Raw genomic sequence first — 22,576 nt, 5'->3', positions numbered from 1 at the left:
GAGGTTTCCGCAAGTGTAGTAAAACAACGAAAAATTAGCAATATTAAGCACTTATACGCGCTCCTTAAACCGGCTTGTAAGCTCCGATCGCAAAAACACGAATAAGTGCCGCGCATCGATCGAAAAAAACGATCGCCGCGCATCTGGTCTCGCCGCTGCCGCCATACGCCGGAATCGACATGATCCTTTCAGCATAACGGCAATTTCGAGACAATCTTGATCAGGGGAAATACGGTTGGCGCGCTGGCATGCAAAGCGTTGCCGGCGCAATGCGCCGACGCAACGCGCCGACGCCGGGGACTCGCCGCAGGCTGTTAAATACCTGCTGGGGACCAACCGACGACGCGCATTCGACCGGCATAGAGCATTAACGTTCCGTGACACTTTCCGGTTTACATCGAATGTGCACAGCGTGAATTTTTGTCAGCCTAACAAGGCGCTGCGCCCAGCTCTCCTTCCCATGAGCACCGACCAGAATCTGCCCCTTATTCGGAAAAAAATGCAGTTTCCTTGCGCACCAGTGCGGTGCGGCAGTTAAATTGACTTGCGTCATACAGATGTCATCCATGTCGCATAACACTCTGTTTTATAAGCAATTTTTTAATATTGTGCAACGCACAAAAAGCGCTTGACATTCCCCGCCAGCATCCTAAAATGGGAACCATTGTTGCGATGCACAAACATCGCGGCCCGGAGGAGACGATCTGAAGCGTCTCGCCATCAACCCAATGCGGTCCGCACAGACAGACCGCGTAATCCAGGAGCGTAAACCATGACTCTGCTGACCCCTGAGCAATTCGCTGCAGCCCAGAAAGCCAACTTTGAAACGTTGTTCGGCCTGACAACCAAAGCATTTGAAGGCGTCGAAAAGCTGGTTGAGCTGAACCTGCAAGTCGTGAAGTCAACGCTCGCGGAAAGCCAGGAAAATGCACAACGTGCACTGTCGGTGAAGGACGCGCAGGAACTGCTGGCGCTGCAAGCCAGCCTCGCACAGCCGGTGGCTGAAAAGGCGCTGTCGTACGGCCGTCACGTGTATGAGATCGTTTCGGCTACGCAAGGTGAATTCACCCGCGTCGCCGAAGCGCAATTCGAAGAGCAGAACCGCAAGATTCAATCGCTCGTCGAAAACGTTGCGAAGAATGCACCGGCCGGCTCGGAAACCGCTGTCGCCGTGATGAAGTCGGCTATCACCGCCGCCAACACCACGTACGAAACGGTTCACAAGGCGACCAAGCAAGCTGTCGAAATCGCTGAAAGCAACTTCAATGCAGCTGCTACGGCCGCATCGAAGGCAGCTTCGCAAGCCGCTGCGCAAGCATCGCGCTCGGCCAAGAAGACGGCTTAAGTTTCGACAACGAGCCGGCCTGGCGCGAGCGAGACCGGCTGTATCGTAAGCAGCAGCGTCGTGCGGTGCCGCGTGGCCTTACGCGGCACCGCACGGCCGAACGCTCCGATACGTTGAACAGCGTATCGTTTGCCCGGCGCAAGGCCGGGATTTTTTTTCCCGCAGCTTGTTGATTGATGTGTGTTTTACGTCCTGGCCGGCAAACACGCTGCTCTGCTGCAATAGAAAAACGGCGCATCCCTTTACAGGATGCGCCGTTTTTTATTGCGTTCGCTTCAGCGTTGCCCGTCCAGATTCGAACGAGTTCTTTCTTTAGCGTTACTTCTTTTTCTGCGGCGGCAAGTCGGTGCAGACGCCTTCGTACAACTCGGCGGCCATACCGATCGATTCGCCGAGCGTCGGATGCGGGTGAATTGTCTTACCGATATCCGTTGCGTCCGCACCCATTTCGATCGCGAGACAGATTTCGCTGATCAGGTCGCCCGCATTCAGACCGACGATCCCGCCGCCGATCACGCGATGCGTTTCTTCGTCGAAGATCAGTTTGGTGAAGCCTTCGTCGCGGCCGTTGGCGATCGCGCGGCCTGACGCGGCCCACGGGAACACGGCCTTGCCGTACTTGATGCCTTCCGCCTTCAACTGGTCTTCCGTCTTGCCGGCCCACGCCACTTCCGGATCGGTGTAGGCGACCGACGGAATCTGCAGCGCGTCGAAGTACGCCTTCTCGCCGTGTGCGACTTCAGCGGCGACGTGAGCTTCATGCACGGCTTTGTGCGCGAGCATCGGCTGACCGACGATATCGCCGATTGCGAAGATGTGCGGCACGTTGGTGCGCATCTGCTTGTCGACGTCGATGAAGCCGCGATCCGTTACCGCGACGCCGGCCTTGTCCGCGCCGATCCTCTTGCCGTTCGGCGTACGGCCGACGGAGACCAGCACGAGATCATAGCGTTGCGCTTCGGGCGGGGCCTTTTCGCCTTCGAACGACACGTAGATGCCGTCGTCTTTCGCTTGCGCTGCGGTGGTCCGGGTCTTCAGCATGACGTTGGCAAAACGCTTGCTGTTGTACTTCTCCCAGACCTTGACCAGATCGCGATCCGCACCGTTCATCAGGCCGTCGAGCATTTCGACCACGTCGATCTGCGCGCCGAGCGTCGCATACACCGTCGCCATTTCGAGACCGATGATGCCGCCGCCGATCACCAGCATGCGTTGCGGGATCTGACGCAATTCGAGCGCGCCGGTCGAGTCGACCACACGCGGATCTTCCGGAATGAACGGCAGCTTCACCGATTCCGAGCCCGCGGCGATGATCGCCTGCTTGAACTTGACAACTTTCTTGCCGCCGTCGGTCTGAACTTCCATGTGATGCGGATCGACGAACGTGCCGGTGCCCGTCACGACGTCGACCTTGCGCATCTTCGCCATGCCGGCGAGACCGCCGGTGAGCTTCTTGACGACGCTCGACTTGAAGTCGCGCAGCTTGTCGAGATCGATTTGCGGCTTGGCGAACGTGATGCCGTGCGCGCCGAGCGCTTCGGCTTCGTCGATGACCAGAGCAGTGTGCAGCAGCGCCTTCGACGGGATACAACCGACGTTCAGACAGACGCCGCCGAGCGTTGCATAACGTTCGACGAGCACCGTCTTCATGCCGAGGTCGGCCGAGCGGAACGCGGCCGAGTAACCGCCGGGGCCTGAACCGAGCACGAGCATGTCGCACTCGATGTCCGCGCTGCCGGAGAAACTACCGGCTTGCGGAGCGGGAGCTGCCGCCTTGGGTGCAGGTGCGGCCTGCGGTTTTGCTTCCGCTTGAGCAGGCGCTTTCTCAGGCTCTTTAGCCGGAGCTGCGCTCGCTGACGTTTCGACCAGCGCGATGACCGTGCCTTGCGAGACTTTGTCGCCGGCTTTGACGCGGACTTCCTTGACGGTGCCGGCGGTATCGCTCGGCACTTCGATGGAAGCCTTATCGGACTCGAGCGTCATCAGCGCCTGTTCGTTCTCGATGACGTCGCCCGCTTTGATATTGACTTCGATGACATCGACGTCTTTGAAGTCACCGATATCCGGCACTTTTACTTCGACGAGACTCATAGTGTCCCCTTCTCTTATTGATCGTTGATGAAGCGAAGAACCGGAAAAAATACAGCCTAAAAGCTGGCAGCGCCCTAGACAGAATCAGCCTTTGCTGTCCGCCCAAGGACGCGCCTTTCTTTTGCCTACTTTTCTTTGGCAAGGCAAAGAAAAGTAGATGCCGCCCCGCACAGGGGCAACACTAATAGACCGATAAGAAAGCAGGTTCAACAGAGAGACGCGGATAACCAACTAACAAAGAAAGAAAGCAACCCGCGCCGCAGGCAATCATCAAAAGATCAAAGAATCACACGCCGAAAATCGGCAAGAATCGAACTCAGATAAGCATTGAACCGCGCGGCCGCAGCGCCATCGATCACCCGATGGTCATACGACAACGACAGCGGCAGGATCAGACGCGGAACAAACTGCTTGCCATCCCAAACCGGCTTCATCGCGCCACGCGACAACCCGAGAATGGCGACTTCAGGCGCATTGATGATCGGCGTAAAGTTCGTGCCGCCAATCCCACCCAATGACGAAATCGAGAAGCACCCACCTTGCATCTGATCCGGCTTCAGCTTGCCATCCCGCGCAGCCTTGGAAAGCTCGGTCATTTCCTTCGCGATATCGATCAATCCCTTCTTGTCCGCATCGCGAATCACCGGAACGACCAGACCATTCGGCGTATCGGCGGCAAACCCAATGTGGAAGTACTGCTTGAACACGAGGTTATCGCCGTCGAGGCTGGCATTGAACGTCGGGAACTGTTTCAAGGCGGATACGACAGCCTTGATCACGAACGCCAGCATCGTGATCTTCACGCCGGCCTTTTCGTGTTCCTTGTTCAACTGCACGCGCAGCGCTTCGAGTTCGGTGATGTCCGCTTCGTCGTTGTTCGTGACGTGCGGAATCATGACCCAGTTGCGATGCAGGTTCGCGCCCGAAATCTTCTTGATGCGCGACAACGGCTTCGGATCGACCGGACCGAACTTGGTGAAATCGACCTTCGGCCACGGCAGCAGGTTCAACTCGCCGCCACCAGCCGCAGCCGGCGCAGCGCCCGCGGGTGCCGCGCGTTGGCCCGTCATCACACCCTTGATGAAGGCCGTCACGTCTTCTTGCGTAATACGGCCCTTCGGACCCGTGCCCTGCACTTGCGTCACATCGACGCCGAGTTCGCGCGCAAACTTGCGCACGGACGGCGACGCATGGCTTGCATGCCGTGTCCCCCCCTCGCCGGCCGGAATCAGCGGCGCTTGCGCGAGCGCTGACGGCGACGCTGGAGCGGGCGACGGTGCAGCCGGCGCATCCGACGGCTTCTCAAGCGCTTCCTGCTTCGGCGCGGCGGCCGGAGCCGGTGCAGCAGCACCACCCTCAGCTTCCACCATGACGATCACCGAGCCTTCCGATACGGTATCGCCCACCTTGACCTTCAGTTCCTTGACGACGCCGGCGGCCGAGCTCGGCACGTCCATGGTCGCCTTGTCGGATTCGAGCGTCACCAGCGACTGCTCTTTCTCGACGCGATCGCCGACCTTCACCGAGACTTCGATCACGGGAATGTCTTTGTAATCGCCGATATCCGGCACTTTGACTTCTTGCAGACCGCCACCGCTTGCAGCCGGTGCAGGCGCTGCAGCCGGGGCCGGTGCGGGAGCTGGTGCGGCGGCAGGCGCCGGCGCGGGCGAAGCAGCGGCACCGCCTGCTGCCCCATCCAGCACGACGATCAACGAGCCTTCCGACACGTTGTCGCCAACCTTTACCTTCACTTCCTTGACGACGCCGGCCGCCGAACTCGGTACATCCATGGTCGCCTTGTCGGACTCCAGCGTAACGAGCGACTGCTCTTTCTCGACGGTATCACCCGCCTTCACCAGCACCTCGATCACAGGGATGTCCTTGTAATCGCCGATGTCCGGCACCTTGACTTCGATCGCTTGACTCATTGTTAGTGTCTCCTGGGCCGCGCACGCAACCTGCCCCTGTCAATCAGGGGCAGGCGCGCACGCCGTGGCACACGGGGAATGATGCCTTAGACGGTCATCGGGTTGGGTTTGGCGGGATCAAGGTTGTACTTCTTGAGCGCCTCGGCGACGACCTTGCGTTCGATCGTGCCTTCATCTGCCAGTGCATTCAACGCGGCAACCGTGACCCAGTAGCGGTCGACTTCGAAGAAGTGGCGCAGCTTTTCACGCGTGTCCGAACGGCCGTAGCCGTCCGTGCCCAGCACGACGAACTTCTGCGGCACGAACGCGCGGATCTGCTCGGTCAGCGCGCGGACGTAGTCGGTCGACGCGATAACCGGACCTTGCGCGTCCTTCAGCAGCTTCTCGACGTGCGAGAGCTTCTTCTCTTCGGTCGGGTGCAGCAGGTTCCAGCGCTGCACTTCGTGCCCCTCGCGCGCGAGTTCGGTGAAACTCGGCACGCTCCACAGATCGGCGGCAACGCCCCAGTCGTTCTTCAGCAGGTCGGCAGCGGCGATCACTTCGTTGAAGATCGTGCCCGCGCCCATCAGTTGCACACGCGGCGCCTTCGTGTCGGCTTCGGCCTTCCTGAAGGAGTACATACCCTTGATGATGTCGGCCGCTACAGCATCGCCCTGCGGAATCGCCGGGTGCTCGTAGTTTTCGTTCATCACCGTGATGTAGTAGTACACGTCTTCCTGGTCCTGCACCATGCGGCGCAGACCGTCCTGCATGATGACCGCGAGTTCGTAGCCGAAGGTCGGGTCGTAGCTGATGCAGTTCGGCACCGAAGCCGCCCACAGCAGCGAGTGGCCGTCTTCGTGTTGCAGACCTTCGCCGTTCAGCGTCGTGCGGCCTGCGGTGCCGCCCAGCAGGAAGCCGCGCGAACGCATGTCGCCCGCCGCCCATGCCAGATCGCCGATACGCTGGAAGCCGAACATCGAGTAGAAGATGTAGAACGGGATCATGATCTCGCCGTGCGTCGAGTACGACGTCGCGGCTGCGATCCAGTCCGACATACCGCCGGCTTCGTTGATGCCTTCCTGAAGGATCTGACCGGTTTCCGATTCGCGGTAGAACATCAGTTGATCGGAATCTTCCGGCACGTACTTTTGGCCTTCCTGATTCCAGATACCGATCTGACGGAACAGACCTTCCATACCGAAGGTACGCGATTCGTCCGGCACGATCGGCACGACGCGCTTACCGAGCGCCTTGTCTTTCAACAGAATGTTCAGGATCCGCACGAACGCCATCGTCGTGGAGATCTCACGGCCTTCGCCCGTGCCCTTGAGCAGCGGTTCGAATGCAGCCAGATCCGGCACCGGCAGCGACTCGGCCTTCTGACGGCGCGCCGGCAGATAGCCGCCGAGGTCCTGACGGCGAGCGCGCATGTACTCGAGTTCCTTCGATCCTTCTTCGAACTTGAGGTACGGCACGTTGACGAGGTCTTCGTCGGCGATCGGCAGACGGAACTGGTCGCGGAATTTCTTCAGCTGCTCCACCTGCATCTTCTTCTGCTGGTGGGTGATGTTCATGGCCTGGCCGGCTTCGCCCATACCGTAGCCCTTGATCGTCTTCGCGAGAATGACGGTCGGCTGGCCCTTGGCTTGCGTAGCTTCAGTGAATGCAGCGTAGATCTTGTGCGGATCGTGGCCGCCGCGATTCAGATTCCAGATGTCTTCGTCAGACCATTCGGCGACCAGCGCCTTCAGTTCCGGCGTATTGAAGAAGTGTTCGCGCACATACGCGCCCGACTCCGACTTGTACGTCTGATATTCGCCGTCGACGACTTCCATCATCCGGCGCATCAGCGCGCCCGACTTGTCCTGTTGGAACAGCGCATCCCAGCGGCTGCCCCAGACGACCTTGATGACGTTCCAGCCGGCGCCGCGGAATTCGCTTTCGAGTTCCTGGATGATCTTGCCGTTACCGCGCACCGGACCGTCGAGGCGCTGCAGGTTGCAGTTGATCACGAACACCAGGTTGTCGAGGCGTTCGCGGCCGGCCATGCCGATCGCGCCGAGCGATTCCGGTTCATCCGTTTCGCCGTCGCCGAGGAAAGCCCAGACCTTGCGGCCTTCGGTCTTCGCGATGCCGCGCGCCTGCATGTACTTCATGAAGCGCGCCTGATAGATCGCCATGATCGGGCCGAGGCCCATCGAGACGGTCGGGAATTGCCAGAAGTCCGGCATCAGCCACGGATGCGGATACGACGAGATGCCCTCGCCGCCCACTTCCTGGCGGAAGTTGTCGAGCTGGTTCTCGGTCAGACGGCCGAGCAGGAACGCGCGCGAGTACACACCCGGCGACGAATGGCCCTGCACGAACACGAGATCGCCGCCATGTTCGGCCGACGGAGCATGCCAGAAATGGTTGTAGCCGACGTCGTACAGCGTGGCCGCGGACGCGAACGACGCGATGTGGCCGCCGACGTTGGTGTCCTTACCGGCGCGTAGCACCATCGCGATGGCATTCCAGCGCGTGTACGAGCGGATGCGGTGTTCGAGTTCCTGGTCGCCGGGAATCTTCGCCTGACGCGAAACCGGAATCGTGTTGATGTAGGGAGTGTTTGCAGAGAACGGCAGGTGTTCGCCGTGCACGCGGGCGAATTCGATCTGTTTCTCGATGAGGTAGTGGGCGCGGTCAGGGCCCACAGCAGAAATCACGCCATCCAGCGCTTCCAGCCATTCGCCGGTTTCCTGGGGATCGTCGTCTTTCTCAGCGGCGACATATTTCATGACTTCGTCGGGTACAGCGGACATGCTCGTCTCCTGAATGTAGAGGAACGCTCTTTGGACAGACGACGCGGACGAAGCACGGCCGCGGCAGCTTTCGGCCGATTGTAATAAGGGTCCCGACGTCCGTGCAACAAAATTTTCAAATTACGAGATCACTTCTCATAATGCGGAAAATTGTTGCGGCGCACCCTGATCTGACTGCCGATCAATGGATACGTCGGCTAGTTTGCGCCGATTAACGCCACTTTCAGCGCTTTTTTGCGCCATTTGCTAGTGACACGCTGCGCTACAATGCCACGCATGTTGACCGAACGGCTTTTCGCACGCTCGGCGCGCACCGCCGGTTCACCGGCGGATTCGACGCCGTCCTCCCGCTGGCACCATGGACCATGGTGGTCGAACTCGTATTTGCTGACGCCGCTTCTGTCGATCCTGGTTTTTCTGGTCGTCATGAGCCTGATTCTGTGGAGCTTGAACCGGCGCGAACAACAGCAGCAGGAAGACACGCTCTACCGCAACGTCGCGTGGGCGCAGCAGCAGATCCGCCTGTCCATGACGGGCGCGCAGGAACAGATCCAGGCGCTCGCCCGCGACCTCGCCGCCGGCCACGCCGATCCGCATTCGTTTCAGGTGTCCACTACGGACATCATGCAGGGGCATCCCGAGATCCTCTACATGAACTGGTACACGAGCCAGCAGCTGCCGCGCTGGCCCAATACCGCGCTGCCGGTGTTCGGCCAGCGGCTCGCCAAACCGAACGACTCGCAAATGGACGAGGCCGTCAAAGCCGCGTTCGCCGAGGCGCGCAACACGCGCCGCCAGGTGTACTCGCCGCTCATTTACGACGACCTCCACAACGGCTATATCACGCTGCAGACGCCGGTATACCGCGACCGCGACTTCCTCGGCACGATTGCCGCCGTGTTCTCGGTAGAAGGGATCCTGAAGCACGACATTCCGCCCGAGTTGTCGGCCAAATACAAAATCTCGATCATCGACGTGAACAACCGCGAGTTGACCACCACGTCGACCCGCCCGCGCCTGCCGCGCGACATGTTCTACGACCTGCCGCTGGACCCGCCGGGACAGGGCGTCTCGGTGCGCGTGTACGCGTTCCCGCAGATGACCAACTTCACGAATAACACGCTGGTCTGGCTGGTGGCCGGCTTGTCGTGCTTCGTGTTGTGGAGTCTGTGGAGCTTGTGGAAACACACGCGGCAACGTTTCGAAGCGCAGCAGGCGCTGTACGCCGAAGCGTTCTTCCGGCGCGCCATGGAAAACTCGGTGCTGATCGGTATGCGCGTGCTCGACATGCACGGCCGCATTACCCACGTCAATCCGGCGTTCTGTCGCATGACCGGCTGGGACGAAAGCGATCTGGTCGGCAAGAACGCGCCGTTCGCCTACTGGCCGCGCGACGCTTACCCTGAGATGCAACGCCAGCTCGACATGACGCTGCGCGGCAAGGCGCCCTCCTCGGGTTTCGAACTGCGGGTGCGCCGCAAAGACGGTTCGTTATTCCACGCGCGACTGTACGTGTCGCCGCTGATCGACAGTTCGGGCCGCCAGACCGGCTGGATGTCGTCGATGACCGACATCACCGAGCCGAAACGCGCGCGCGAGGAACTCGCGGCCGCGCACGAACGCTTCACCACCGTGCTCGAAAGCCTCGACGCCGCCGTCTCGGTGCTGGCCGCCGACGAGGCCGAACTGCTGTTCGCCAACCGCTATTACCGCCACCTGTTCGGGATCCGCCCCGACGGTCACCTGGAGTTGGCGGGCGGCGGGTTCGATAGCGCACAGGCGTCGTCCGATTCGATCGATATGGTGGATGCATACGCAGGCCTGCCCGCCGCCGCGTTGACCGAAAGCACCGCCGACGCGCAGGAAGTCTACGTGCAAAGCATCCAGAAATGGTTCGAAGTGCGCCGCCAGTACATTCAGTGGGTGGACGGCCACCTCGCGCAGATGCAGATCGCGACCGACATCACCACGCGCAAGCAGGCTCAGGAACTCTCGCGTCAGCAGGACGAGAAGCTGCAGTTCACCAGCCGTCTGATGACGATGGGCGAAATGGCCTCCTCGCTCGCGCACGAACTGAACCAGCCGCTCGCCGCGATCAATAACTATTGCTCAGGAACCGTAGCACTGGTTAAATCCGGTCGAACGACCCCGGACAACCTGCTGCCCGTGCTCGAAAAAACCGCTCAGCAGGCAGTGCGGGCCGGCATGATCATCAAGCGCATTCGCGAGTTCGTCAAACGCAGCGAGCCGAAACGGCAGGCGACGCGCGTGGCCGATATCGTCGCGGACGCGGTGGGTCTCGCCGAACTCGAAGCACGCAAGCGGCGCATTCGCATCGTCACCGATCTGCGCTCGCGCCTGCCGGTCATCTATGTCGATCCGGTGCTGATCGAGCAGGTGCTGGTCAACCTGCTGAAGAACGGCGCCGAGGCCATGCACGACGCGCGCCCGAATGCGGTCGATCCCGTGATTCGCGTGGTCGTACGGCTGGAAGGCGGGTTTGTTTGCATCAGCGTCGTCGACCAGGGACCGGGCGTCGACGAAGCGACAGCCGAGCGGCTGTTCGAACCGTTTTACAGCACCAAGTCCGATGGTATGGGCATGGGGCTGAACATCTGCCGTTCGATTATCGAATCGCACCGGGGTCGCTTGTGGGTGGTCAACAACGTCGAATCTGACGGCCACATCATAGGCGCCACGTTCCATTGCAGTCTGCCTATTGGAGAGCCTGACGGCCCGAGCAACGGCGGGTCAGAGGCGCCGACACCACAAACCGTTACGGGAGAGCTATGAACAGCCCAGTCACCACACAGGAAACAGTCTTTGTCGTCGACGACGACGAGGCCGTGCGAGATTCGCTGCGCTGGCTGCTGGAGGCGAACGGCTACCGCGTGCAATGCTTCTCCAGCGCCGAGCAGTTCATCGACGCATGGCAGCCGCATCAGCATCCGGGCCAGATCGCGTGTCTGATTCTCGATGTACGGATGTCCGGCATGAGCGGGCTCGAGTTGCAGGAACGCCTGATCGCCGACAACGCGTCGCTGCCGATCATCTTCGTGACGGGTCACGGCGACGTGCCGATGGCCGTGTCGACGATGAAAAAAGGCGCGATGGACTTTATCGAAAAGCCGTTCGACGAAGCCGAGTTGCGCAAGCTGGTCGAGCGCATGCTCGATAAGGCGCGCAGCGAAAGCAGCAGCGTGCAGCAACAGCGCGCTGCCGCCGAGCGACTGGGCAAGCTGACCGCGCGTGAGCATCAGGTGCTCGAGCGCATCATCGCCGGCCGCCTGAACAAGCAGATTGCCGACGATCTCGGCATCAGCATCAAGACGGTCGAAGCACACCGCGCGAACATCATGGAAAAGCTCAACGTCAACACGGTCGCCGATCTGCTGCGCCTCGCGTTGTCGAACAAGCCACAGCAAGCGTAATAGTGCGATAAGCGCTGCACGCCCCGCCTGAGCGCTGTTGAGCCGTAACGCGGCCGGACTGTCGAAAGTCCGGCCCGCCCGTACCCGTCCGCTTCTCTGCTTTCGATTCTCTGCTCCCGCCTCTCTCTGCCGCAACGCAATGACGACGAGGCCATCAAATCGTTCGATCCGCACGACTCCTGGCAGGCGGTGCAGCAATAAGCGCAGGGCCGGCGGTGGTTTGACGGTCGGCAATAAGCTTTAAGCGGCGTCGAGGGCGCGCGGCACGCGAGGGCCGCGCCGGTATAATGTTGGACTTCGCAGCGGCGCGCGTCTTTCCGATTCGCGCCGCGCGCTTTTCCCAAACCGACAGGTTCGCGGAAAAGCGCCACCGAGCGTGCCGCGCCAGCGCGCCCGCGTCGTCCCGCTTTCCAAACCGCCCATCTCGACCGACCATGACTGCCAAACTGATCGACGGCCTAGCCCTTTCCAAGACCCTGCGCGCCGAAGTCGCCACGCGCGCCGCCGCCCTCACCGCCCGCGGGCATCAGCCTGGCCTCGCCGTGGTGCTGGTCGGCGATAATCCGGCCAGCGAAGTGTATGTGCGCAACAAGGTCAAGGCGTGTAACGACAACGGCCTCGGCTCGTCGTTCGACCGCTATCCGGCCGATTTGCCGGAAGCCGATCTGCTCGCGCGCATCGACGAACTGAACCGCGATCCGCGCATCCACGGCATTCTGGTGCAACTGCCGTTGCCGCCGCATATCGACAGCCACAAGGTGATCGAGGCAATCGCCCCGGAAAAGGATGTCGACGGTTTTCACGTCGCCAATGCCGGCGCGCTGATGACCGGCCAGCCGCTGTTCCGCCCGTGCACGCCGTACGGCGTGATGAAGATGCTGGCCGCCTACGAAATTCCGCTGAAAGGCGCGAACGCGGTGGTGATCGGCCGCTCGAACATTGTCGGCAAGCCGATGGCGCTGCTGCTGCTCGAAGCCGGTGCGACCGTCACGATCTGCCATAGCAAGACGCGTGATCTGGCCGTCCATACGCGTCACGCCGACGTGGTGGTCGCCGCCACCGGCTTGCGCAACATTCTCACGGCGGACATGGTGAAACCGGGCGCGGCCGTGATCGACGTCGGCATGAATCGCGACGAGGTCGGCAAGCTGTGCGGCGACGTCGATTTCGCGGGCGTCAAGGAAGTAGCCGGCTACATCACGCCGGTGCCGGGCGGTGTCGGTCCGATGACCATCACGATGCTGCTCGTCAACACGATCGAAGCCGCCGAACGCGAAGCCGCGAAAGCTTAAACGCAGCCAGCTAGCGCAAAGCCGGCGAAACGCTTTCGCCGGCTTTCATGGCGGTTTGGAGGCCGCTTTTAAGGCGGTTTTTTTAGGCCTTATCCATCGGCATCGAATCACGTCGGTCAACAACGCCCCCGACACGCTCAACGCGCGACGTGATCACGTGGAGAGAGGCCCGCGGCGCTCGGCGCGTCTGAACGCGCGAGACGCCGCCGGCACCACTTCAGCACCGGCCGTTCCACGAAGTGCCAGGACAGCGCCGCGCACAGCAAGATAAACGGCGCGGCAATCAGCACGGCCGTCACATGGCTTAAGTGCGGCGCGATACTCGCGACGCATTGCTGCATCATGAAGCCATACAGATAGATCCCATACGAGTAATCGTGGCGCGGCACGAAGCGGCGCAGGAGCGGCGTCGTGCCCACCCACAGCACGCCGTACACGAAGGCCAGATAGAACAGCGGCTGTGCGCCGGCCGTATCGCGGAACACGAGAAAGACCATCAGCAGCGTGAAGGCCATCAGCCCGTTGATGTCGATCCGCTCACGCCAGCCATACAGCAGCATCCCGACCATGAAAAACGGCTCCGGCCAGAACGAATAGCCGCCGGGCGTTTCACTGAAATCACGCAACCCGACCTGCAAATGCGGCGCATGCACGCGCAAGACGAACGCGGCGCAACCGAGCGCCACGGCCAGCACGACGCCGCGCGGGCTCGACAGCAACCCCAGCATGCCGGTCACGAGCACGATCAGATAGCAGCGCACTTCGAGCGGCAGCGTCCACAGCGGCGCGCAGACATCGAAAGCAAACCGGTTATGTTCGAACACGCCGGGTAGCACCCAGCCGGTTTTCAGCACGATGGTCGAGAAGTTGTCCAGGTTAGCCCATGTCACGCTGGAAGCGAAATAGTCGCGCAGCGGCAGCGTCGTGAAGAGTGGTCCAATCAGCAGCACCGTCACTAGCGAGCCGCCCGCCACCGCCGGCCACAAGCGCGCGATGCGCAACGCGACGAAGCGCGGCACCGAGCGTTGCCGGTCGAAGCTGGCGGTCACCAGCATGCCGCTCAGCAGAAAGAACGCGTAGACGCCGAGCGCCCCGAAACCGTCGAAGCCGAGCGCGTTCTGGACCCAATCGGTCGTGCCGTCGGGCGCTTGCAGCAGATACGAATGGCCATACGCCACGGCGACGGCGGCAAGCAGCCGCACGAGGTCGAAATTGTTGCCGTTGCGCGATAGAGCATGCGAAAGCGGATTCATCGATACCTCTTGCAGAGCGTGCCGTTGACGGACGGCGATTCTCCACAATGCGGCGCGGCAGCAATTTTCACCGTTCGTTTTCGCACAAAGTGAAGCGGCCAATTCCGCACGCATAAACGACGAACAAGCGACGCGCGGCACGCCGCGCCCGCGCACAGCGCCGCGACATCTGATAATTTGTCTGTCGACGGATTGGAATCGGCGCGCCCTGCCCCAATAATGGCTGTACCGGGCGTGCTTGGGTTGTCAGCGCGCGCCCGTCGATTCACTGCGTCGATTCACCGAGATTACCCGTTCACCCGCGTCAGACAGGAAGCCTTATGTCCACTACCCCCTCGACACACGACAATCCGCTCCTCGATTTCTCCGACCTGCCGCGCTTTGGCGAGATCCGCCCCGAACACGTCACGCCCGCCCTCGACGTGCTGCTCGCCGATGCGAGCGCCGCCGTCGAACGCGCCGCCCAGCCCATTACGCCCGCCTCATGGGCCGACGTGGTCGAGCCGGTGGAGCGCGCCACTGAGCCGCTCTCTCGCGCCTGGAGCGTGGTCGGCCATTTGAACGCCGTCGCCGATACGCCGGAGCTGCGTGCCGTGTACGGCGAAAATCTGCCGCGCGTGACCGAATTCTGGTCGAGCGTCGGACAGAATCTCGCGCTGTACGAGAAGTACAAGGCGCTCAACGCAAGCGGCGATTTTGCATCGCTGACCGGCGAGCGCAAGAAAATCCTCAGCAATGCGCTGCGTGACTTCCGTTTGTCCGGCGCGGAATTGCCGGAAGACCAGAAACCGCATTTCGCCGAATTGCAGGAGCGCCAGGCAGCCTTGTCGAAGGCGTTTTCGGATCACGTGCTCGATGCGACCAACGCCTACGCGTACCTCGTCGAAGCCGGCAATGAGACCGAACTGGCCGGCCTGCCCGAAGACGTGATCGAAGCCGCAAAAGAAGCCGCCGAACGCGACGGCAAGACCGGCTATAAATTCACGCTGCACTTCCCGTCGTATTTCCCTGTCATGCAGTACTCGGAAAATCGTCCGATGCGCGAAGCGATGTACCGCGCCTACGTGACGCGTGCATCCGAACTCGGCCCGCAATACGGCAACGGCAAACCCGAATGGGACAACACGGCGGTCCTCGCCGAACAGCTGAAGCTGCGCGCCGAAGAGGCGCACATGCTCGGCTTCAACAACTTCGCCGAAGTGTCGCTCGCGCCGAAGATGGCCGAATCGCCCGCGCAAGTGATGGCCTTCCTCGAAGACCTCGCCACGCGCGCGCGTCCGCATGCCGAACAGGACTGGAAAGAACTGCGCGAATTCGCCGCGAACGAACTCGGCATGACCGGGTTGCAACCGTGGGACATGACGTTCGCCGCCGAACGTCTGCGTCAGAAGCGCTATTCGTTCTCCGAGAACGAAGTCAAACAGTACTTCCCGGAAGACGCGGTGTTCAAGGGCCTCTTCAAGGTGACCGAGACGCTGTTCGGCGTGCGCATCCGTCGCGACGAAGCGGCCGTGTGGCATCCGGACGTGCGCTTTTTCCGCGTCGAGAATCAGGACGGCGGCCTCGTCGCGCAGTTCTATCTCGACCTGTATGCACGCGAAGGCAAACGCGGCGGCGCCTGGATGGACGATGCGCGCGGCCGTCACAAGCACACGCCTGGCGGCGTACAAACGCCGGTCGCCTATCTGACCTGCAACTTCTCGGCGCCGGTTGGCGGCAAGCCCGCCTGCTTCACGCATGACGAAGTGATCACGCTGTTCCACGAGTTCGGCCACGGTCTGCATCACATGCTCACGCGTGTCGACGAACTGGGCGTGTCGGGCATCAACGGCGTCGAGTGGGACGCGGTCGAGTTGCCGTCGCAATTCATGGAGAACTTCTGCTGGGAGTGGGACGTGTTGAGCGACATGACCTCGCACGTCGAAACCGCCAGGCCGCTGCCGCGCGATCTGTTCGACAAGATGCTGGCGGCGAAGAACTTCCAGAGCGGTCTCGGCACCCTGCGGCAGATCGTGTTCTCGATGTTCGACATGCAACTGCACGTCGATTTCGATACTTCAGGTACGAAGAACGCCACCGATCTGGCGCGCGAGATCAACGAGCGCTTCCATGTGGTGCCGCAAGCCGAGTTTTCGCGTTGGCCGAATACGTTCAGCCATATTTTCGCGGGCGGTTATGCGGCCGGCTACTACAGCTACAAGTGGGCCGAAGTCTTGTCCGCCGATGCGTACGCCGCGTTCGAAGAGGCGGCGCAAGCGGCTAGCGGCAGCGTGCTCGATGCGGCAACCGGCATGCGCTATCGCAAGGAGATTCTGGAAGTGGGCGGCAGCCGCCCGGCGATGGAATCGTTCAAGGCGTTCCGCGGCCGCGAGCCGAATATCGACGCGCTGTTGCGGCACAACGGCATGACGCCGGCGGCGCATTGATGAGTTGAAACATCGGCGGGATTGGTCTGTTAGTTAGCGCCGGTAAAAAAGCCGGTGACTTGCGCGAGCAAGCACCGGCTTTTTTTATTCGAGCGCCCGGCGCTGCGGCTAACCGCGGTGCAGTTTGAAGTCCACCTGCGACGGACGCCCTTCGAGCAACAGCGCCGCGCGTGCAGCAGGCGCGCGGCTCACCACCTTGCCACGGCTCACCACGGCGAGCCGTGCGGCGCGCAAGCGGATCGCTTCGACCGGATCGCGTGCATCGAGCAGCACGAGATTCGCCGCGCAGCCCGGCGCGACGCCGTAGCCTTCAAGGCCCAGAATGCGCGCGGCGTTCACCGTGACCGCATCGAAACACGCATGCATGCCCTCGACGCCCGTCATCTGCGCCACGTGCAAGCCCATGTGCGCGACTTCGAGCATGTCGCCGGAGCCAAGGCTGTACCACGGGTCCATCACGCAATCGTGACCGAACGCGACGTTGATGCCCGCCGCCATCATCTCGGGCACGCGCGTCATGCCGCGCCGTTTCGGATACGTGTCGCTGCGGCCCTGCAACGTGATGTTGATCAGCGGATTGGCGATCGCGGCGACGCCCGACTCGCGCATCAGCGGCAATAGCTTGCTGACGTAGTAGTTGTCCATCGAATGCATCGAGGTCAGATGCGAGCCGGTCACGCGCCCGTGCAAGCCGAGCCGATGGGTTTCGGCCGCGAGCGTTTCGATATGGCGCGACATCGGGTCGTCCGACTCATCGCAATGCATGTCGACGCGCAAGCCCTGCTCCGCCGCGTATTCACACAACAGGCGCACGGACTGAGCGCCGTCGGCCATCGTGCGCTCGAAATGCGGAATCCCGCCGACCACGTCGACACCCATCGCAATCGCACGCTTGAGATTCTCGAATGCGCCGGCACTGCGCAAGAGGCCATCTTGCGGAAACGCGACCAGTTGCAAGTCGAGATACGGCGCGACGCGGCGCTTCACTTCGACCAGCGCCTCGACCGCGAGCAAACGCGGATCGCACACATCCACATGACTGCGGATCGCCAGCAAACCGCGCGCGACTGCCCAGTCGCAGTACTGCAACGCGCGCTCGATCAGCGCTTCCTGCGTCAGGTCCGGTTTGAGCTCACCCCACAGCGCGATGCCTTCCAGTAACGTACCGGACGCGTTTACGCGCGGCAGTCCGTACGACAGCGTCGCGTCCATGTGGAAATGCGGATCGACGAACGGCGGCGTGACGAGCAAGCCGGCTGCGTCGATTTCTTCGCGCGCGGCCGCAGCCAGATTCGACTCGACAGCGACGATGCGGTCCGCTTCGATGCCGATGTCGACCGGCTGCTTTTGCTGCAGTGCGGCGCCAGGCGGCAGCATCGCGCGGCGGATGATCAGATCCATGTATCGCTCCCTTTAAGCCTCTTCGACCCTCTTTGACCGATATCGATTCTATCGGCGTCAGAATGTGCGTGCCGGCGTTTTATCAAGGTGCCGTACCGGCGCGCAGCGGCAAATCCGTACCGGCTGCGCGCCCTGCCGCCGGCCTATACTCGGCGTTCGACTTCGACGCACAACGGCGCACATCATCGAACAGCGGAGCAAGCGCATGAAAACGATCGGCGTGATCGGCGGGATGAGTTGGGAATCGTCCACCGAGTATTACCGGCTCATGAATCGCCACGCGAAGGCGCGCCTCGGCGGCCACCACAACGCACGCAGCCTGATGCTGACGGTCGACTTCGCGTCGATCGAAGCGAACCAGCGCGCCGGCGACTGGGCCGCGCTAGGCGAACAGATGGCCGATGCCGCGCGGCACCTCGAACGAGGCGGCGCCGATCTCGTGATGCTGGCGACCAACACGATGCACCGCGTGTATGAAGCGATCGAACAGGCGATCAAGGTACCGTTTCTGCATATCGCCGATCCGACCGGCACTGCGCTGCGGGCCGCCGGCATCGAGCGTGTGGGCTTGCTCGGCACGCGCTATACGATGGAGCAGACGTTTTACACGGGGCGCCTGCGCGAGCGCTACGGCCTCGACACGCTGATTCCCGATGAAGCCGAACGCGCGGACGTGCACCGCATCATTTACGACGAGCTATGTCACGGCAACGTGGATGGCGGCTCGCGTGCGGCGTATCAACGTGTGATCGAAGGGCTTGCCGCGCGCGGCGCGCAGGCGGTGATTCTCGGCTGCACCGAAATCACGTTGCTGATCAAGCCGGAGGATGCGGCGCTGCCGGTGTTCGATACGACCGCGTTACATGCGCAAGCGGCGGTGGAATGGGCGATCGATTCCGAGTGAGCGACACAACAACGTGGGCGGTGCCAGAAGTTAAAAAGCCCGCGTGGCTTGCGCCAGCGGGCTTTCAACAATGCTTGGTTGCGGGGACAGGATTTGAACCTGTGACCTTCGGGTTATGAGCCCGACGAGCTGCCAGACTGCTCCACCCCGCGTCAGAGAAACCGGATTGTATAGAGATGTTCTCGAAGCGTCAAACAATCGTGCGGAATTATTTCGAACGGCGCAGACAGCGCGCCTGCGCGCTCAAAGATCGGAGACTGTTGCGCCTTCCACCTTGCCGTCGATAATGTCCGCACCGTACTGGCTCGCGCTGCGTTTGGCGACACCGAAATCGGAGAACGTCGCCGGCAACACAAGCCGGAACACACGGCTTGCCTTCGAACCGCTGATTGCGCCCGGACGGCAGACACGCACCGCGACGTCGTAACCTTCGGCGTGACGCTTGTGGCCGTCGAACTTGTCGAACTCCCGCGAAAACACCAGCGGATGCACTTCGAAGTCCTTATAAAGGGCTGGATAAAATTCGGCCATGATGGATCCCCGATGCGCGTGAGTGTAATCCCACTATACGCTGCGGCATGTGGCGCACGAGTAAATATTTTGGGGCTGTCGCGGCCGCCGGATCAGCAGCTTTGCTGCACTGCGCTGGACCTGAATTTGCAAACCGGTGCATGATAGCGGCGATTGCAGCGCTGAAACCGGCTAACCGGCACCCTCTCGCCGCCTGGCGAACACAATTTACCGAACGACATGCGAATCGCCACCTGGAACGTCAATTCCCTCAAAGTCCGCCAGCAGCACGTGATCGACTGGCTCGAAACCAGTCACACCGACGTCCTCGGTCTGCAGGAACTGAAGCTGACCGACGATAAATTCCCGCGCGCCGAGCTCGAAGCGAAAGGCTTCCGGAGCTGGTACGCGGGCCAGAAGACGTATAACGGCGTCGGCATCCTGGTGCGCGAAGGCCTGAACGTCGACGAAACCAGCGTCGTGCGCAATATTCCTGGCTTCGAAGACCCGCAGCAACGTGTGATCGCCGCGACCGTCGAAGGCGTGCGCATCATCTCCGCGTACTTCCCGAACGGCCAGGCGCCGGGCACCGATAAATTCGCGTACAAGCTGCGCTGGCTGGCCGCGCTGCACGACTGGATCGCGAGCGAAATGGCGTTGTATCCGAAACTCGCATTACTCGGCGACTACAATATCGCGCCGGAAGATCGCGACGTGCACGATCCGCAAGCATGGGAAGGCCAGAATCTGGTGTCGCCCGAAGAGCGCGCCGAGTTCGTGCGGCTGATCGAACTCGGTCTTGCCGATGCGTTCCGTCTGTTCGACCAGCCGGAAAAGATCTACTCGTGGTGGGACTACCGGATGATGGCGTTTCGCCGCAACGCCGGGCTGCGGATCGACCACATTCTGCTGTCGACAGTGCTTGCGCAAGCCTGCTCGCTTTGCGAAGTCGACAAGACGCCGCGCAAGTGGGAGCAGCCGTCGGACCATGCGCCGGTAGTGGCGCAGATCGACTGATCCGGCCGGGGTCCGGCCAGCCCCGGCCGGACACAAGGGCTGGAGCCTTATCAGGCGCTATTCGCAGCCCTTGCCGGGCCGCTCAAACAGCGCCACAAGAACTCGAACACCATCGCGTCATGCTCGGCCTGCTCCAGTTCATCGGAGCCGCCGTGCCCGCCTTCCATGTTCTCCCGATACCAGACCTTGTCGGCGCCGAGCGCCTGCATCCGCGCGGCCATCTTGCGCGCGTGGCCCGGATGCACGCGGTCGTCGGCAGTCGATGTCGTGAACAGCACCGGCGGATACGCCACATCGGAAGCGACGCGATGATAGGGCGAATAAGCGGCCAGCACGCGCGCTTCGTCGGGCTCGTCCGGATCGCCGTATTCGTCGATCCATGACGCGCCCGCGTGCAGCAGGTGATAGCGGCTCATATCGAGCAGCGGCACTTCGCACACCACCGCGCCGAACAACTCGGGCCGCTGCACCATGCACGCCGCCACCAGCAAGCCGCCGTTGCTGCCGCCCTGAATGCCGAGTTGCGCGGCGCTCGTCACGCCGCTGTCGATCAGCGCCTCGGCGACTGCGATGAAGTCGTCGAACGCGCGCTGGCGATGCTCGCCTTGCGCCGCCGTGTGCCACTGCGTGCCGAACTCGCCGCCGCCGCGAATATGCGCGACCACATACACGCCGCCCCGCTCCAGCCAGCCGATGCCCGGCCCGGTGAGATAGTTCGGCGTCAACGGGATCGCGAAGCCGCCGTAGCCGTTGAGCAGGCAAGGCCGCGTGTGCTGTGCGGTATTTTGTTGCACTGCACGTGGCCCGATCACGGTGTATGGCACCCACGTGCCGTCGGCGGACACCGCATGGCCGCGCGTCACGGCGAACGGCGCCGCGTCGAACTGGGTCGGCCAGCGGTCGAGCAATTCCCAGTCGGTCAGATCGTCACGGGCGAGATCGGCGAGCCAGTACGCGGGCGGTTGCAGGTAATCGTCGGTATCGACGAACACTTCGTCGTTCAACGTCGGTTCGACCGGCGAGACGTCGGCTTGCTCGTCGCCGCGCGACGGAAACAGGCGCTGATTCCATTGCCACGTTTCATCGGAGGATTGCGACGGGGTCCACAGGACGGTCCTGCTCTGCACGTCTTCCAGATACGAAACGATCAGATGGTGACGCGTATGGGTCCACTCGCAGGCCGACGTTTGCGGCGTCGGCGTGAAGAGCGGCACCACCTCGCGCTCGCCGCGCAAAAAGGCGGCTTCGCGGATCGCCAGCAACGCGCCGCCGGAAAAGCGCACGCCATTGCAATCCCAATCGAACCGGGGCTCCAGCAGCAACCAGCCCTGCCAGCCGTCGACCGCCACGTGCGACGGCACCTCGTACTGGCGCCAGGCGGCGGCAGCATCGGCGGCGGCGAGGTAATACGTGTGCGAATCGAAGAAATCGACGCTGCTCACCACCGTGTGGCGCTGCTCGACCGGATCGTAGTGCGCTTCGACGCCGATATCGTCGAACGTGCCTTTGAACACGACCGGCGCCGCAGCCAGCGCACTGCCCCGCGTCCAGCGCCGCACCTCGCGCGGATAGCCGGAGCGCGTCAGCGTCTTGCGGCCATTGTCCCAACCGACGTAAAGCGTATTGCGATCGATCCATGAAGCCGTGTGCTTGCCGGCCTTCGCGATGACGAAACCGTCGTCGACAAAACGCTGGGCGCCGATGTCGAACTCGCGCACCACCAGCGCATCCGAGCCGCCAGGCGACAGCGTGATCAGCGCGCGATCGCCGTCCGGATAGAGAATATCGAGTTCGACGCAGACCCATGGCGTGCCTTCCGCGGCGCCGAGCGCGTCAAAGTCGAGCAGGTTCTGCCAGACGGGTGCGCCGCTACGCCAGGCGGCCCATGGCGTGCGCCGCCAGAGACCTTTCGGATTGCGCTCGTCCTGCCATAGATCGTAGGCCCAATCCATCCAGCGATCGGGGATGACCGGGCGCTCGCGCGGCAGATAGGCATCCGCGAGCTTTAGCCTGAGCGTGTCGAACGCCGCGCTGCCGCACCATGCCGCGCGCGTGCGGACATTCTGCGCTTCGACCCACGCAAGCGCGTCAGGGTCGTCGAGCGCTTCGAGCGACAGAAAGGGATCGGGGGAAAGCGGCCAGGAAAAGGGAACCGGAGAAGCAGGCATCGTGAGCTGTCGAATGAAAACAGCGTC

General features: G+C 62.1%; 14 protein-coding genes and 1 tRNA gene. 7 read left to right on the top strand and 8 right to left on the bottom strand.

Annotation, left to right across the window (positions count from 1 at the left end; translation table 11 throughout):
• Positions 1–772 precede the first annotated feature (772 nt).
• Entirely contained in the window at positions 773–1,345 is a 573-nt protein-coding gene (locus AC3WOG_RS06810; RefSeq protein WP_492577268.1) for a phasin family protein, read from the top strand.
• A 318-nt stretch (positions 1,346–1,663) separates the two neighbouring features.
• On the opposite strand, the gene lpdA is transcribed toward AC3WOG_RS06810, so the two are convergent.
• From lpdA to aceE, 3 genes are all read right to left on the bottom strand, one after another.
• Positions 1,664–3,436, bottom strand: coding sequence for a dihydrolipoyl dehydrogenase (gene lpdA / locus AC3WOG_RS06805; RefSeq protein WP_492577267.1), 1,773 nt, complete (start codon positions 3,434–3,436; stop codon positions 1,664–1,666).
• A gap of 278 nt (positions 3,437–3,714) precedes the next feature.
• Entirely contained in the window at positions 3,715–5,364 is a 1,650-nt protein-coding gene (gene aceF, locus AC3WOG_RS06800) for a dihydrolipoyllysine-residue acetyltransferase (protein ID WP_492577266.1), read from the bottom strand.
• Positions 5,365–5,450: 86 nt separating this feature from the next.
• Positions 5,451–8,147: a pyruvate dehydrogenase (acetyl-transferring), homodimeric type gene (gene aceE / locus AC3WOG_RS06795; protein WP_492577265.1), complete on the bottom strand. Its 2,697-nt coding sequence runs from the start codon at positions 8,145–8,147 to the stop codon at positions 5,451–5,453.
• A 276-nt stretch (positions 8,148–8,423) separates the two neighbouring features.
• On the opposite strand from aceE, the gene fixL reads away from it, so the two are divergent.
• The 3 genes from fixL (at position 8,424) to folD (ending at position 12,870) form a co-directional block, all read left to right on the top strand.
• Positions 8,424–10,940, top strand: coding sequence for an oxygen sensor histidine kinase FixL (fixL, locus tag AC3WOG_RS06790; protein WP_492577264.1), 2,517 nt, complete (start codon positions 8,424–8,426; stop codon positions 10,938–10,940).
• Entirely contained in the window at positions 10,937–11,578 is a 642-nt protein-coding gene (gene fixJ, locus AC3WOG_RS06785) for an oxygen response regulator transcription factor FixJ (RefSeq protein WP_492577263.1), read from the top strand. Before fixL ends, fixJ begins: the two co-directional genes overlap by 4 nt.
• Positions 11,579–12,012: 434 nt before the next feature.
• Positions 12,013–12,870, top strand: coding sequence for a bifunctional methylenetetrahydrofolate dehydrogenase/methenyltetrahydrofolate cyclohydrolase FolD (folD, locus tag AC3WOG_RS06780; RefSeq protein ID WP_492577262.1), 858 nt, complete (start codon positions 12,013–12,015; stop codon positions 12,868–12,870).
• Between the two features lie 137 nt (positions 12,871–13,007).
• Here folD and AC3WOG_RS06775 read toward each other — a convergent pair whose 3' ends face one another.
• Positions 13,008–14,123 carry an acyltransferase family protein gene (locus AC3WOG_RS06775; protein ID WP_492577261.1) on the bottom strand — a complete coding sequence of 372 codons (1,116 nt, stop codon included), beginning with the start codon at positions 14,121–14,123 and terminating at the stop codon, positions 13,008–13,010.
• Positions 14,124–14,443: 320 nt separating this feature from the next.
• Between AC3WOG_RS06775 and AC3WOG_RS06770 the strand changes: the two genes are divergently transcribed.
• Entirely contained in the window at positions 14,444–16,549 is a 2,106-nt protein-coding gene (locus tag AC3WOG_RS06770; protein WP_492577260.1) for a M3 family metallopeptidase, read from the top strand.
• 108 nt (positions 16,550–16,657) lie between these two features.
• Here AC3WOG_RS06770 and AC3WOG_RS06765 read toward each other — a convergent pair whose 3' ends face one another.
• The gene (locus AC3WOG_RS06765) at positions 16,658–17,950 is read right to left on the bottom strand and encodes an amidohydrolase family protein (RefSeq protein WP_492577259.1); all 1,293 of its coding nucleotides are present in this window, start codon (positions 17,948–17,950) and stop codon (positions 16,658–16,660) included.
• 205 nt (positions 17,951–18,155) lie between these two features.
• Between AC3WOG_RS06765 and AC3WOG_RS06760 the strand changes: the two genes are divergently transcribed.
• Positions 18,156–18,854 (top strand): aspartate/glutamate racemase family protein, encoded by a 699-nt coding sequence (locus tag AC3WOG_RS06760; protein ID WP_492577258.1) that lies wholly within the window; start codon positions 18,156–18,158, stop codon positions 18,852–18,854.
• A gap of 75 nt (positions 18,855–18,929) precedes the next feature.
• Here the strand turns inward: AC3WOG_RS06760 and AC3WOG_RS06755 are convergent.
• Together AC3WOG_RS06755 and AC3WOG_RS06750 are read right to left on the bottom strand one after the other, a co-directional pair.
• Positions 18,930–19,006, bottom strand: a tRNA-Met gene (locus AC3WOG_RS06755).
• 91 nt (positions 19,007–19,097) lie between these two features.
• Positions 19,098–19,385 (bottom strand): hypothetical protein, encoded by a 288-nt coding sequence (locus AC3WOG_RS06750; protein WP_115105025.1) that lies wholly within the window; start codon positions 19,383–19,385, stop codon positions 19,098–19,100.
• A 219-nt stretch (positions 19,386–19,604) separates the two neighbouring features.
• Here AC3WOG_RS06750 and xth point away from each other — a divergent pair, with 219 nt between their 5' ends.
• Positions 19,605–20,381, top strand: coding sequence for an exodeoxyribonuclease III (gene xth / locus AC3WOG_RS06745; RefSeq protein ID WP_492577257.1), 777 nt, complete (start codon positions 19,605–19,607; stop codon positions 20,379–20,381).
• A gap of 50 nt (positions 20,382–20,431) precedes the next feature.
• Here the strand turns inward: xth and AC3WOG_RS06740 are convergent, their stop codons facing one another.
• Positions 20,432–22,549 carry a prolyl oligopeptidase family serine peptidase gene (locus tag AC3WOG_RS06740; protein ID WP_492577256.1) on the bottom strand — a complete coding sequence of 706 codons (2,118 nt, stop codon included), beginning with the start codon at positions 22,547–22,549 and terminating at the stop codon, positions 20,432–20,434.
• Positions 22,550–22,576 lie beyond the last annotated feature (27 nt).

The sequence above is a fragment of the Paraburkholderia sp. FW306-02-B genome, assembly GCF_058782725.1.
Note: the sequence above shows the minus strand (reverse complement) of the source record. Positions and strands in the feature narration are given on the sequence as shown.